The organism is Mesorhizobium sp. W016 (assembly GCF_054719485.1).
Genome location: NZ_JBTTIF010000002.1, coordinates 1,699,415 through 1,712,877, shown reverse-complemented (window position 1 = coordinate 1,712,877; position 13,463 = coordinate 1,699,415). Strand labels below are relative to the sequence as shown.

Here is a 13,463-nt window from a genome sequence, read left to right as displayed (position 1 = left end):
CAGCGCCTCCACGCCGCATCGCCAATGCCTTCAATAGCGCTTCGCCGCGCGCCTTGCGAGCCCTCGGAAGTGCCCGGCTCAGCCTCGCGCGGAGTTCTTGCCGGTGAGGATGCGCTCCCAGGCGAGCGCATCGGCGACGATCTGGTCAAGGTCGTCGCGTTGCGGGGTCCAGCCGAGTTCGGCGCGTGCAAGGTCGGAATTGGCAACCACGGCGGCGGCGTCGCCGGGGCGCCGGTCGCCCATCTTGACCTCGAAATCCCGGCCGAAGGCGCGCCGCACGCTGTCGATGACCTCGAGCACCGAATAGCCGTGGCTGTAGCCGCAATTGGCGACGAGGCTGCCGCCGCCGGCGCGCAGGCGCTGCAGCGCCAGCCGGTGGGCCGCGGCCAGGTCGCTGACATGGATATAATCGCGCATGCAGGTGCCGTCCGGCGTCGGATAATCGGTGCCGAACACCTGCATGAAGGGGCGTTTGCCGAGCGCGGTCTCGCAGGCGACCTTGATCAGATGCGTGGCGCCAGGCGTCGACTGACCCGCCCGGCCCCTGGGATCGGCGCCGGCGACGTTGAAGTAGCGCAGGGCCGTGTAGCGCAAGGGATGCGCAAGCGCTGCGTCGCGCAGCATCCATTCGCTCATCAGCTTGGACAGGCCGTAGGGCGATTCCGGCGCCAGGCGGGCATCCTCGCGCACCGGCTCCAGGCCGGCGCCGCCATAGACGGCGGCGGTCGAGGAGAAGATGAAATGCGGCACGCCCTCGCGCACCGCGGTTTCGATCAGCGTGCGGGTCTTGGAGGTGTTATTCTCGTAATAGGCGAGCGGGTCGGCAACCGACTCCGGCACCACGATGGAACCGGCGAAGTGGATGATCGCGTCGACCTCGTTATCCCGGATGATCTGGCCGACCAATTCCCTATCGGCGACATCGCCGACGACAAGCTTGGCTTCCGGCGCTACCGCCCATTCGAAGCCCGTGGAAAGGCGGTCGAGAACGACGACGCTCTCGCCGGCATCCAGCAGTTCCCAGACCATGTGGCTGCCGATATAGCCGGCGCCGCCCGTTACCAAAACCGTCATCCGCGTCCTCTTTTACTCATGATTTATCGGAAACTGTCTCAATCACCGCCTTACTGGAAAGCCTGCGGCAAGGCCATTAGAAACGCCTGAATGTTAAATCCGTAACAGTCTCACCGGCCTGTGGCATCGTACGGAAACAAAATTGATCCACATCAAGGGAATAGGCCACGATCTGGCATCGTTAGGAACAGGCTTGGGGCGTGGCATTTTGACCAAAACGGCCCGGTGGACGACGAATGGGCCAACGATTATGATCCCGCGCAAAACTGGGAAGGCGACATGAACTATCAGCGGTTCTTCGAGGAAGCGATCGACCAGCTCCACGCCGAGCGGCGCTACCGGGTTTTCGCCGATCTCGAGCGCATTGTCGGCAAGTTTCCGCGCGCCATCTGGCGTTCCAACGGCCGCGCCGAGGAAATCACCGTCTGGTGCTCCAACGACTATCTCGGCATGGGCCAGAACCCCGATGTCATCGCCGCTTTCCAGAACGCGGCCGGCAAGATGGGTTCGGGCGCCGGCGGCACCCGCAACATTTCCGGCACCTCGAACCCGTTGGTCGAACTCGAGCTGGAACTGGCCGACCTGCACGACAAGGAAGCCGCGCTCGTCTTCACCTCCGGCTTCGTCTCCAACGAGGCCTCGATCTCGACCATTGCGCGGCTTTTGCCCAATTGCCTGATCATTTCGGACGAGCTCAACCATGCCTCGATGATCGAAGGCGTACGGCGCTCGGGCGCCGAAAAGAAGATTTTCCGCCACAACGACGTCGCGCATCTCGAAAGCCTGTTGCAGGTGGCGGGCCGCGAACGCGCCAAGCTGATCGTGTTCGAGAGCGTCTATTCGATGGATGGCGACATCGCGCCGATCAAGCAGATCGTCGAACTGGCCGAACGCTACAACGCCATGACCTATATTGACGAGGTCCATGCCGTCGGCATGTACGGACCGCGCGGCGGCGGCATCACCGAGCGCGAGGGGCTGGCCGACCGCATCGACATCATCGAAGGCACGCTGGCCAAGGCGTTCGGCACGCTGGGCGGCTATATCGCCGGCAACAGCGCCGTCATCGACGCGGTGCGCTCCTATGCTCCGGGCTTCATCTTCACCACGGCGCTGCCGCCGGCCATCGCCGCCGCCGCTACCACGTCCATCCGCCACCTCAAGCGGTCGCAAGCCGAGCGCTATGCGCAACAGCGCCAGGCGTTGCGGACCAAGGAGGTTCTGTCTGCAGCTGGCCTGCCGGTGATGGAATCGCCGACACACATCGTGCCGGTGCTGGTCGGTGACCCCGAACTCTGCAAGATGGCCAGCGACCGTCTGCTCGGCGTGCACGGCATCTACATCCAGCCGATCAACTATCCGACCGTGCCGCGCGGCACCGAGCGGCTGCGCATCACGCCGACGCCGTTCCATACCGATACCCTGATTGCGGGACTGCAGGACGCGCTGGTCGAGACATGGGATGCGCTGGGCATTCCCTACGGCTCCGCCGGACGGCCCAGTGTCGCCAAGAGCGACCGGATTGTGCCGCTGCTTGTGCCGAAGTCGGGCGGCTGAAGCCGCCGCCCATTCACCTCAAACCGTCCTCATCCATCCCGCCAGCCGGTGTGCCGCTTCCTCGAGTTGGTCGAGGCGGCGGTGGAAGCACAGGCGCAAAAACGCCTCTCCGCCAGGGCCGAAGGCGGTGCCCGGCGCCAGGCCGACATTGGCCTTGTCGACGATGTCGAAAGCAGCCCGGCGCGGATCGGTGATGCCGTCGACCGTGAAAAACAAATAGAACGCGCCTTGCGGCACGGTGAAGCGCGCTTTGCCGGTTGCGCCGAGAATATCGCAGACCAGGTCGCGCGCTTTCCTGGCGCGCTCCACCTGCTCGACGATGAAGGCATCACCGTGGTCCAGCGCCGCGACGGCGCCGCGCTGCATGAACTGGGCGACGCCTGAGGTCGAATACTGGATCAGGTTCTCGAACACCTGCTGCAGCTCGGGATGGGTCTTGATCCAGCCGACGCGCCAGCCGGTCATCGCCCAGTTCTTGGAAAAGGAGTTGACGAACAGGATGCGGTCTTCCGCGGTCGAAATGTCGAGGAAGGACGGCGCACGGCCGTGGCCGTAGTGGAACAGCGAATAGATCTCGTCGGCGATGATCCACAGACCCTTTTGGCGGGCGAGATTCAGGATCGCCTGCAGCGTTTCCTTATCGGCCGTCCAGCCGGTGGGGTTCGATGGCGTGTTGACGAACAGCGCCTTGGTGCGCGGCGTCACCGCAGCCGCAATCTTGTCGACATCGCAGGACCAGCCATTGCCCGACTGGTCGAGCGTGACCGCAACCGGGGTAGCGCCGGAAATACCGGCGGCGGCGGCGAAATTCGGCCAGGCCGGGGAGAGATAGACCACCTCGTCGCCGCTGCCGGCGACCGCGGCTAATGCCAACTGAATGGCATGCATGCCGGAACCGGTGGCGATGAATTCCTCTTCGGCGAAGCTCTTGCCGAAATGCCTGGCATAGTAGCGAGAAAGCGCTTGCCTCAGCTCCGGAATGCCTTTCTGCCAGGTATAGAAGGTCTCGCCATTGGCGAGCCCCTTGGCGGCGGCTTCCGAAATGAAGGCAGGCGTCGGCAAATCGCCTTCACCGGCCCAGAGCGGGATCATGCCCTCGCGCGTACGGCCGTAATTGACGACGGCGACAATGCCGCTTTCGGGGGCGGCCACCGCTTCGGCGCGCAAGCTATCGATCAGGGTCATGACAGGTCCGTTTTGATGTCCGCTTTGATGCATGTCATTATCCAGAACCGCTGCGCACTTATGGGCGACATGCATTGGCGGATGCTCTTAGCAGATGCGGCAACAGAAAACCCCGGCCGCGAACGACCGGGGTTTTGGTCCAGAAATCTGGCCTTGTCTATTTCCTGGCGAGGAGATCGCGAATTTCGGTGAGCAGTGCGACGTCAGCCGGCGGCGGAGCCGCAGGTGCGGCCGGCTTCTCGCGCTCGAGCCGCTTGCGCATGTTGTTCACGGCCTTGACCATAAGGAAGATGATGAAAGCCAGGATGACGAAATTCAGCGCCACGGTGATAAAATTGCCGTAGGCGAACACCGCGCCTTCCTTACGCGCGTCGGCAAGATTGGTCGAATGCACTGTTGATGAGAGGCCTATGAAGTAGTTGGAAAAGTCGACGCCACCAAGTGCGCCGATGAAAGGCATGATGATGTCATTGACAAGAGAATCGACGATCTTGCTGAAGGCCGCGCCGATGATGACGCCGACCGCAAGGTCCATCACATTTCCTTTGGAAATGAATTCCTGGAATTCTTTCAGCATTCGACCCTCCTTGTCATGACGGACCGCGCTGCCGCCGTCCCTCCGGCGTCGGCCCGTGCGCACCATAACAAAAACCTGCGGTTGCAACAGAAGCAAAAGCTGGAAAACACCGCTTTCTCCTTACCTCAGGTCACGGTTCGACAGGGCGGCGTCGCGGTCATGCGCCGAAAGCCGCGATGGACTTGACCTTAGAGCTGTGATTGCCTCTGGGCAGGCCGGGGTGAAAGCTGGCCGAGGAGGATTTTCGGGCCGTGCAGGGCTGGTTCATCGTCATCATTGCGGTCGCCTATGTAACGCTGCTGTTCGTCATCGCCAGCCTCGGCGACCGGCGTTCAACGGCGCTGGGACCCGACCGCGCCCGGCCCTTCATCTATGCGCTCAGCCTCGCCATCTACTGCACCTCTTGGACCTTCTTCGGCTCGGTCGGCCTGTCGTCCGAGCGCGGCCTCGAATTTTTGGGCATCTACACCGGGCCGGTGCTGGTGTTCGTGTTCGGCTTTCCGCTGCTCAATCGCATCGTGCGGCTGGCCAAGAGCGAGAAGATCACCTCGATCGCCGACTTCCTCGGCGCGCGCTACGGCAAGAGCTTTGCCGTCTCGGCGATCGCCACGCTGATCGCCACCATCGGCGCGGTGCCCTATATCGCACTGCAATTGAAGGCGATCTCCGGTTCGGTCGGCCTGATGGTCGAGCATTATACGGGATCGCCGCCCTCCTTCGATCCCTTCGTCAGCGACATCTCGCTGGTGGTGGCCATGCTCTTGGCGCTGTTTGCGGTGCTGTTCGGCACCCGCCATGCCGACGCCACCGAGCACCAGGACGGGCTGGTGCTGGCGGTGGCGGTCGAAACCGTGGTCAAGCTCGCCGCCTTCCTGGCGATCGGCCTGATGGTCACCTTCCTGATCTTCGGTGGCCTGGGCGACATGATCGACAAGCTGGCCGAAAACAGCCAGGTGCGGCAAGCCATGGGCTACAACACCTCGCTCGCCACCTGGCTGGTGCTGACTTGCCTGAGCGGCTTTGCCATCATCATGCTGCCGCGCCAGTTCTACGTCACCATCGTCGAGAACCGCGGCGAGGCCGAACTGCGCACCGCGACCTGGGTGTTTCCGCTCTATCTCGTGGCGATAAACCTGTTCGTGCTGCCGATCGCCTTCGCCGGCCTGGCGCTGGTCGGCGCCAAAACCACCAGTGACCTCTATGTGCTGGCGCTGCCCTTGTTCGGCGGCCATGACTTCCTCGCCATGGCCGCCTTCATCGGTGGGCTGTCGGCGGCGACCGCCATGGTGATCGTCGAAAGCGTGGCGCTGTCGATCATGATCTCCAACGACCTCGTCATCCCGCTGTTCGTGCGCCGCCTGCTCAAGACCACGACCTCTGAGAATGAGGATTGGTCGACGCTGATCCTCAACGTGCGGCGCGGCGCCATCTTCATCCTGTTGTTCATCGCCTTCCTCTACTACCGCGAAAGCACCAACTCGGCGCGGCTGTCGTCGATCGGCCTGATGTCGTTCGCGGCAATCGCCCAATTCGCGCCGGCGCTGATCGGCGGGCTGATCTGGCGCGGCGCCAATGGCCGCGGCGCGGCCCTTGGCATGGTCGCCGGCATCCTCGTCTGGGGCTATACGCTGCTTTTGCCGTCGCTCTCGGCAGCCGACGCGGACATCGTCGTGCAGGGGTTGTTCGGTTTCGAGGCGCTGCGGCCGCAGGCTCTGTTCGGCACCGTCGCCGAACCGTTGAACCACGGCGTGCTCTGGAGCCTGTCGGTCAACACGCTGTTCTTCGTGCTCGGCTCGCTGTCGCGCGCGTCAGTGCCGCTGGAGCGGATCCAGGCGTCGATCTTCGTGCCGCGCGAATCCGGCCCGATGCCCAGCCTGCGCCGCTTCCGCACCGCCATCACCGTCAACGTGCTGAAGGACACCATCTCGCGCTACCTCGGCGTCGAGCGCACCGAGCGCTCCTTCCAATCCTTCGAGAAAAGCAATGGCGTCTCGCTGCACGGCAATGAGCAGGCCAGCATGGATGTCATCCGCTTTTCCGAGCAGCTGCTGGCGAGCGCGGTCGGCTCGTCTTCGGCGCGGCTGATCCTGTCGCTGCTGTTTCGCCGCAACGACCGCGAGTCCAAGGACGCCTTTCGCCTGCTCGACGACGCCACCGAAGCGCTGCAGCACAATCGCGACCTGCTGCAGATCGCGCTCGACCAGATGGAGCAGGGCATCACCGTATTCGACTGCGATTTTCGTCTGATCTGCTGGAACAGACAATATCGCGCGCTGTTCGACCTGCCCGACGAGATGGGCCAGGTCGGCGTCTCGCTCGACCGCATCCTGCGCCACCTCGCCGAGCGCGGCGATATTCCGGCCGACCAGCGCGTGGCGATGCTCAACCGGCTGACCAGCTTCGTCAGCCCATGGCAGATGGAGTTGAAGACCAGTGGCCATATCCTCGAACTGCGCTCCAACCCGATGCCGGACGGCGGAATCGTCGCCACCTATGCCGACATATCAGGACGCGTCGAACAGGATTTGGCGCTGAAGCGGGCCAATGAATCGCTGGAGCAGCGGGTCAAGACGCGGACCATCGAACTGACTAGGGTCAACGAGGAGTTGACCCGGGTCAATGAGGAGCTGGCGCAGGCGCAGATGCTGGCCGAGGAGGCCAATCTGGGCAAGACGCGCTTCCTCGCCGCCGCTGGCCACGACATCCTGCAGCCGCTGAACGCCGCCCGTCTCTACTGCTCGTCGCTGATCGAAAAGGCCGGCAAGGGCCCGGCCGGGAAGGCTGCTATCAACATCGAATCCTCGCTGGAATCGGTCGAGACGATCCTGGGCGCCGTGCTCGACATTTCCCGCCTCGACGCCGGCGCGATGAAACCCGATGACAGCGCCTTCCGCCTGGACGGGCTGCTGCGCCAGATCGGCAATGATTTTCAGCCGCTCGCCGCCGAAAAGAAACTCGATCTGACGATCATAGCCTCGTCGCTCAGCGTGTTGACGGACCGCAACCTGCTGCGCCGGCTGATCCAGAATCTGGTCTCCAATGCCATCAAATACACCCCCCATGGCCGCATCCTGGTCGGCGTGCGACGGCGCGGCGAACTCGCCGAAATCCAGGTGATCGACACTGGCATCGGCATTGCCGGCGACAAGCTGAACACGGTCTTCAACGAGTTCACCCGGCTGGACGAAGGCGTGCGCGAGGCCGAAGGTCTCGGCCTTGGCCTGTCCATCGTCGACCGCATCGCGCGGGTGCTGCGGCTCGAGATCCAGATCTTTTCCAACCCGGGCAAGGGTACGCGCTTTTCCGTTATCCTGCCGGTTGCGGCGGTTGAGGCGCCGCGGCGCGAGGTCGAGCCGAAGGCGCCTGCCCGCACCGCGAATTCGCTGGCCGGCCTGCGCGTCATGTGCATCGACAACGACGCCCGCATCCTCGACGGCATGCGGCTTCTGCTCGAGGGCTGGGGCTGCAGCATCGGCACGTTTTCGGGTTCGGAGGATTTTGGCAGGGCCGATCGTCCCGACATCGTGCTTGCCGACTATCATCTCGATGGCAGAAGCGGCCTCGACATCATCGCCCGCCTGCGTGACATCCATGGTTCGGACCTGCCGGCCGTGCTGGTCACCGCCGACCGCTCCACCGAGGTCCGTGCCGCTGCCGCCGCCTTGGACGTGCCGGTGATCAACAAGCCGCTGAAGCCGGCCGTGCTGCGTTCCATGATGGCAAGGGTCAGGCCGCTGGCATCGGCGGCCGAGTAGGGTTCAATGCATGTCGCCCAGAAGTGTGCCCCGGTTCTGGGACCACGACATGCATCGAACAAGAGCTAAAGCGGGTCGCATGAATCCGTTCAGCGCGATGCGCTTTAGCCTGCTGGCTGCAACGGATCGCTGCCGATCTTGGACAGCTGGATCACCGCCTGGGTGCGGCTGTCGACGCCGAGCTTTTGCAGGATGGCCGAGACATGCGCCTTTACAGTCGCTTCGGAGACGCTGAGTTCGTACGCGATCTGCTTGTTGAGCAGGCCTTCGGCCAGCATGCCGAGGACACGCGTCTGCTGCGGTGTCAGCGCCTGCAGCCGCTTGATCAGGTCGGATATTTCGGGGTCGCGCTCGACGCCGAGGTCGATGCCGACGGGTGCTGCGATGTCGCCGGCCAGCACCGTCTGCACGGCGCTGCGAATCTCTTCCATACTGGCCGATTTGGAGATGAAGCCGGACGCGCCGAGATCGAGCGCGCGCCGGATGGTCACCGGGTCGTCATGTGCCGACACCACCACCAGCGGCACCGCCGGGTGGATGCCGCGCAGCGCGATCAGACCGGACAGGCCGCTGGCGCCCGGCATCGACAGGTCGAGCAGCACCAGGTCGACATCCTCATTGGCCACGACCAGGACCTTGGCGCTTTCGAAATCGCCGGCCTCGTGAATGGCTGCGACATCACCAACGCCGGCAAGCGCCTCTTTCAGCGCGCCGCGGAAAAGCGGATGGTCGTCGGCGATGACGAAGGTGTAACCCGACGGCAAATGTTCCTCCCCAAATCCCTTATTGATTATCGGCTTTTACGGGACCGGACGATTATGCGGCGAAGCGCTTTGTCTTCATGCGGCAATGGCCGGACGGGGCATTCCCCGCCGGGCAGTTCAGGTCTTTTGCGAATTGAGATTGGCGCCGTCATCCTTGTCCATTTCCTTGACGATGCCCATGAAGCCGCGCAGCATGCGCTCCATATAGCTCATCGTCTTGTCGAAATCCTCCTCGCTCGGCAGCTTCGATTCGAGGCGGGCGGACAGCGAGTTCTCGAGCTTGGCGACGCGTTCGTCCATTGCTTTCATCGAGGCCTGCAAACGGTCGACTTCGTCCTGGAAGGCGGCGCGTTCGTCGGCGGCCATCTTGCAGACGAGCTGGCCGGAGCGCTCCTCGCAGATCGACATGGCGCCGGTCCGGGTGTCCATGCGGACATAACCGTTGGCGGATTTTTCCAGCCGGTAGCGGTCGGTCTCTTCGGACCAGGCCGATGCCGCAACCAGCGAGACCAGTGCGGCGGGGATCAGTATGTGCTGCAGACGCATGTTCCATCCTCCACGAGCCAGTATGCGCAACCTATCACAGCTTTGCGCCGTAAATGCGGACGAGTTGCCCTTCCCCGCATGATCGGTTCGGATTATAGCGCAACCATGTCTCAGATTATCTACAAGATCGCGCCCGAAGCGCTTTGGCGCGAGGCCGAGAAAAACGGCCGTTTCACCGGCGCTCCGATCGATATCGCCGACGGCTTCATCCATTTCTCCACCGCTGATCAGGTCAGGGAGACGGCGGCGAAGCATTTCGCCGGCCAGATGGATTTGCTGCTGATCGCCATCGACGGGGCGCTGCTCGGTGACGCGCTGAAATACGAGGTCTCGCGGGGCGGCGCGCTGTTCCCGCATCTCTATGGCGTGCTCGATATGAGCGCCGTGCTGTGGGTGCGGCCACTGCCGCTCGGGGCCGACGGCGCCCATCAATTCCCGGCGCTGGAGGCCGAATGATCGTGTTCGATCGCATCGGCCAGAAACTGCTGTTCACCTTCGATCCGGAAACGGCGCATGGCATGTCGATCGCGGCGCTGCGATGCGGTCTGCCGGTCGGCGCGCGGACGGTGCGCGACGACAGGTTGAAGCTCAGCCTCTGTGGCATCGCCTTCCCCAATCCGCTCGGCATGGCCGCAGGCTACGACAAGAACGCCGAGGTGCCCGACGCGCTGCTTGGCCTCGGCTTCGGCTTTGCCGAAGTCGGCACCGTGACGCCGCTGCCGCAGGCCGGCAATCCGAAGCCGCGCATTTTCCGGCTGACTGAGGATGATGCGGTGATCAACCGCCTGGGCTTCAACAATGAGGGCCACGAGGCGGCGGAAAAACGCCTTGCCGCGCGCCAGGGACGCGGCGGCATTGTCGGCGTCAACATCGGCGCCAACAAGGACAGCGCCGATCGTGTCCGTGACTATGAGTTGGGCGTTTCCCGTTTTGCGAAATACGCCAGCTATCTCACCGTCAACATCTCGTCGCCCAACACGCCCGGCCTGCGCACCATGCAGGCGCGCGAACAGCTCGGCGAACTGTTGTCTCGGGTCATGTCGGTGCGTGCAGCAGCTTCGGCGCAGCCGCCCCTCTTCCTCAAGATTGCGCCCGATCTGGTCGAGGCCGAGCTTGAAGACATCGCCGCCGAAGTCAGCGAGAAGCAGATCGACGGCGTCATCGTCTCCAACACGACGCTCTCGCGATCCGGATTGCGTAGCCCAAGCGGCGCCGGCGAGACCGGCGGTCTCTCGGGAAAACCGCTGTTCGAGCGCTCGACCATCGTGCTCGCCAAGATGCGTCGGCTGCTCGGGCCGGATCGCGCCATCATCGGGGTCGGCGGCGTCGATTCCAGTGATGCCGCGCTGGAAAAGATCCGCGCCGGCGCCGATCTCGTCCAGCTTTACACCGGCATGATCTATGCCGGGCCGGCACTGCCGGGCCGCATCCTTGCCGGGATGGTGCGCTTTGCCGACAAGGAGCGGCTGAAATCATTGCGCGAACTGCGCGACAGCCGGCTCGATCAGTGGGCTGCCAGGCCGCTCTAAAACGCCGTGAGCAACCGGAGCCGCAGGATGGCCAGCAGGCTGAAGCCACGCACCAGCAGGAAGACGTGCAGCGCCGCCCACAGGCCGTGATTGCCCAGCGACGGCGCCAAGCTGAACAATGCGGCGCTGAAGGCCAGGAAAGACACCAGCATCATGTTGCGCATGTCGCGCGACCACGTGGCGCCGATGAAGACGCCGTCCATCTGGAAGGCCAGCACCCCGCTCAGCGGTGTCAGTGCCGCCCACGGCAGATAGATGTCGGCAACAGCACGAACATCCGGCGACGTGGTGATCAACGAAGTCAGGCCGGCGCCGCCGAGCCAGAAGATCAGCGTGGCGGTTCCGGCGAGGCCGAACCCCCAGAACAAGGTCAGACGTACCGCCCGGCGGAACGCCGTCTCGGCGCGTGCGCCGATCGCGCGTCCCGCCAACTGCTCGGCGGCTGTGGCAAAACCGTCGAGGAAATAGCCGGCGACGAGGAAGAAGTTCATCAGCACGGCATTGGCGGCCAGCGTCAGCGTGCCGAACTGCGCGCCCTGGCGGGTGAACAGCGCGAAAGCGGCGAGCAGCGAGAACGAGCGGATCATGATATCGCGGTTGAGCGACAGCATGCGCAGGAAAGCGGGCATGTCGAGCAGGCGATGCCGCGGCAGGCGGGGTGCGGCCCGGAAGCGCCAGACAACGATGGCGAGACCCAGCAGCATGGCCAGACATTCGCCGGTGACGGTCGCCCAGGCCACGCCGGCGACGCCCCAGCCAAGCTTCAGGCCGAGCAGGATGCAAAGCACGATGTTGATGCCGTTGAGCACCGCCTGCAGCATCAGCCCAAGCCCGCCCTCGCCGCGTCCAAGGACATAGCCGAGGATGGCGTAGTTGATCAGCGTGAAGGGGGCGGCGAGCATTCTGATGTGGATATAGACGCCCATCGCCTCGCCGACGCGCGCTTCGCCGCCGATGAATTTCTGGCCGGCGATGGCGATCAGCGGCGCAAGGGCGACAAGCACGATGCCGGCGGCGACCGCGATCAGCACGGCGCGCCAGAACACCGCCTGCTCCTCGGTTTCGTCGCCGCGCCCAAACGCCTGGGCGACGAGGCCGGTGGTGCCGGAGCGCAGGAAATTGAAGGTGCTGAAGACCACGTCGAAGACCAGGGCCCCGGCCGCCAGGCCGCCGAGCAGGGCGGCATCGCCGAACTGCCCGACCACCGCCGTGTCGACGATGCCGAGCAGCGGCGTCGTCAGATAGGCGAGCGTCATCGGCACGGCGATGGCGAGCACCGAACGGTTGGTGACGGCGAAGGGTCTCGCGTCGGCTGGGGTTGCACCCGTGTCCAGGGGATTGCTGCCTTGCTGGTTGCGGCTTGATCGAACAGCCGATGTGCCCCATTTTCCCGCCACCGCGCAATCACTCTTGCCGTGACGGCCAACCGAAATGTTCTTCTGGCGCGAGCCCGCCGGATCCCAGTACTGGTTTTAAGCAATTCCCAAAGGGAAGCGCTACGCGCTTCTCCCGGGAAAACCGCTGCACACTTTTCCTGGAATTGCTTTAGCCATGCCCCTGCAGATCGTCCATCATCCCGACTACGATGCCGGCTTCGCCGTCAATCATCGCTTTCCGATGAGCAAATATCCGCTGCTGATGCAGGCCTTGCATATCAGGGGTCTGATCCATGCCGGGGCGCTGTCGCTGCCCGAGCCGGCGCCGGCCTCCTGGCTGAAGCTCGCCCATGCGGCTGATTATGTCGACCAGGTCATCACGTGTTCAGTGCCTGAAAAGATCGAGCGCGAGATCGGCTTTCCCGTGGGACCGCGCGTTTCGCTCAGGGCGCAACTCGCCGCCGGCGGCACGGTGCTGGCGGCGCGACTGGCGCTTATCAATGGCATTGCCTGCAACAGCGCCGGCGGCAGCCACCATGCGCGGCGCGCGCAAGGCGCGGGCTTCTGCACCTTCAACGATGTTGCCGTCGCTTCGCTGGTGCTGCTAGCCGAAGACGCGGTGAAAAACATCCTGATCATCGATCTCGATGTGCATCAGGGCGACGGCACCGCGGACATCCTGAAAGACGAGCCACGCGCGTTCACCTTTTCCATGCATGGCGAGCGCAATTATCCGGTGCGCAAGATTGCCTCCGATCTCGACGTTGCCCTGCCGGACGGCACCGGCGATGGCGCCTATCTCGAACGGCTGGGTGTCCACCTGCCGGAGCTCTCGGCCAAGGCGCACTGGGACATCGTCTTCTACAATGCCGGTGTCGACGTGCATGCCGAGGACCGGCTCGGCCGGCTGTCGCTCAGCGATGACGGCGTGCGTGCCCGCGACGCCATGGTGATCGGTCATTTCCGCGCGCTGGGCATCCCGGTCTGCGGTGTCATCGGCGGCGGCTATTCGACCGATGTCGCAGCGCTCGCCGCGCGCCACGCCATCCTGTTCGAGGTGGCGTCGTACTTTGCCTGAGTGGCCTTGGTTTGAGCATGAT

At 64.0% G+C, this 13,463-nt stretch carries 11 protein-coding genes; 5 read left to right on the top strand and 6 right to left on the bottom strand.

The window, feature by feature from the left end:
• Positions 1-78: 78 nt before the first annotated feature.
• Complete coding sequence (gene galE, locus ACYG9V_RS08695; RefSeq protein WP_023692519.1) at positions 79-1,074, bottom strand: UDP-glucose 4-epimerase GalE; 996 nt, start codon at positions 1,072-1,074, stop codon at positions 79-81.
• A gap of 279 nt (positions 1,075-1,353) precedes the next feature.
• Between galE and hemA the strand changes: the two genes are divergently transcribed.
• A complete protein-coding gene (hemA, locus tag ACYG9V_RS08690) occupies positions 1,354-2,631 on the top strand; it encodes a 5-aminolevulinate synthase (protein ID WP_352710395.1) in 1,278 nt (425 codons plus the stop codon).
• Between the two features lie 18 nt (positions 2,632-2,649).
• Here the strand turns inward: hemA and ACYG9V_RS08685 are convergent, their stop codons facing one another.
• Together ACYG9V_RS08685 and mscL are read right to left on the bottom strand one after the other, a co-directional pair.
• Positions 2,650-3,816, bottom strand: coding sequence for a pyridoxal phosphate-dependent aminotransferase (locus ACYG9V_RS08685; RefSeq protein ID WP_023669650.1), 1,167 nt, complete (start codon positions 3,814-3,816; stop codon positions 2,650-2,652).
• A gap of 157 nt (positions 3,817-3,973) precedes the next feature.
• Positions 3,974-4,393, bottom strand: a complete 420-nt coding sequence (gene mscL, locus ACYG9V_RS08680; RefSeq protein WP_023681933.1) for a large conductance mechanosensitive channel protein MscL — start codon at positions 4,391-4,393, stop codon at positions 3,974-3,976.
• A gap of 251 nt (positions 4,394-4,644) precedes the next feature.
• Here mscL and ACYG9V_RS08675 point away from each other — a divergent pair, with 251 nt between their 5' ends.
• A complete protein-coding gene (locus tag ACYG9V_RS08675; RefSeq protein ID WP_352763792.1) occupies positions 4,645-8,148 on the top strand; it encodes a PAS domain-containing hybrid sensor histidine kinase/response regulator in 3,504 nt (1,167 codons plus the stop codon).
• A gap of 104 nt (positions 8,149-8,252) precedes the next feature.
• Here ACYG9V_RS08675 and ACYG9V_RS08670 read toward each other — a convergent pair whose 3' ends face one another.
• Positions 8,253-8,912 carry a response regulator gene (locus ACYG9V_RS08670; RefSeq protein WP_023669647.1) on the bottom strand — a complete coding sequence of 220 codons (660 nt, stop codon included), beginning with the start codon at positions 8,910-8,912 and terminating at the stop codon, positions 8,253-8,255.
• 117 nt (positions 8,913-9,029) lie between these two features.
• Entirely contained in the window at positions 9,030-9,458 is a 429-nt protein-coding gene (locus tag ACYG9V_RS08665) for a hypothetical protein (protein ID WP_023740730.1), read from the bottom strand.
• A gap of 105 nt (positions 9,459-9,563) precedes the next feature.
• Here ACYG9V_RS08665 and ACYG9V_RS08660 point away from each other — a divergent pair, with 105 nt between their 5' ends.
• Positions 9,564-9,914 (top strand): DUF952 domain-containing protein, encoded by a 351-nt coding sequence (locus ACYG9V_RS08660; protein WP_023669645.1) that lies wholly within the window; start codon positions 9,564-9,566, stop codon positions 9,912-9,914.
• Positions 9,911-10,987, top strand: a complete 1,077-nt coding sequence (locus ACYG9V_RS08655) for a quinone-dependent dihydroorotate dehydrogenase (protein ID WP_023669644.1) — start codon at positions 9,911-9,913, stop codon at positions 10,985-10,987. Before ACYG9V_RS08660 ends, ACYG9V_RS08655 begins: the two co-directional genes overlap by 4 nt.
• Here ACYG9V_RS08655 and ACYG9V_RS08650 read toward each other — a convergent pair.
• The gene (locus ACYG9V_RS08650; protein WP_352763884.1) at positions 10,984-12,321 is read right to left on the bottom strand and encodes an MATE family efflux transporter; all 1,338 of its coding nucleotides are present in this window, start codon (positions 12,319-12,321) and stop codon (positions 10,984-10,986) included. The two genes, ACYG9V_RS08655 and ACYG9V_RS08650, sit on opposite strands and share 4 nt — an antisense overlap.
• A gap of 217 nt (positions 12,322-12,538) precedes the next feature.
• Between ACYG9V_RS08650 and ACYG9V_RS08645 the strand changes: the two genes are divergently transcribed.
• Positions 12,539-13,441, top strand: a complete 903-nt coding sequence (locus tag ACYG9V_RS08645; RefSeq protein ID WP_352763796.1) for a histone deacetylase family protein — start codon at positions 12,539-12,541, stop codon at positions 13,439-13,441.
• Positions 13,442-13,463: the final 22 nt, after the last annotated feature.

Bases quoted from the DNA above. Each gene is read 5' to 3' on its own strand.
- galE (WP_023692519.1), bottom strand. From the start codon at position 1,074: ATGACGGTTTTGGTAACGGGCGGCGCCGGCTATATCGGCAGCCACATG.
- hemA (WP_352710395.1), top strand. From the start codon at position 1,354: ATGAACTATCAGCGGTTCTTCGAGGAAGCGATCGACCAGCTCCACGCC.
- ACYG9V_RS08685 (WP_023669650.1), bottom strand. From the start codon at position 3,816: ATGACCCTGATCGATAGCTTGCGCGCCGAAGCGGTGGCCGCCCCCGAA.
- mscL (WP_023681933.1), bottom strand. From the start codon at position 4,393: ATGCTGAAAGAATTCCAGGAATTCATTTCCAAAGGAAATGTGATGGAC.
- ACYG9V_RS08665 (WP_023740730.1), bottom strand. From the start codon at position 9,458: ATGCGTCTGCAGCACATACTGATCCCCGCCGCACTGGTCTCGCTGGTT.
- ACYG9V_RS08660 (WP_023669645.1), top strand. From the start codon at position 9,564: ATGTCTCAGATTATCTACAAGATCGCGCCCGAAGCGCTTTGGCGCGAG.
- ACYG9V_RS08655 (WP_023669644.1), top strand. From the start codon at position 9,911: ATGATCGTGTTCGATCGCATCGGCCAGAAACTGCTGTTCACCTTCGAT.
- ACYG9V_RS08645 (WP_352763796.1), top strand. From the start codon at position 12,539: ATGCCCCTGCAGATCGTCCATCATCCCGACTACGATGCCGGCTTCGCC.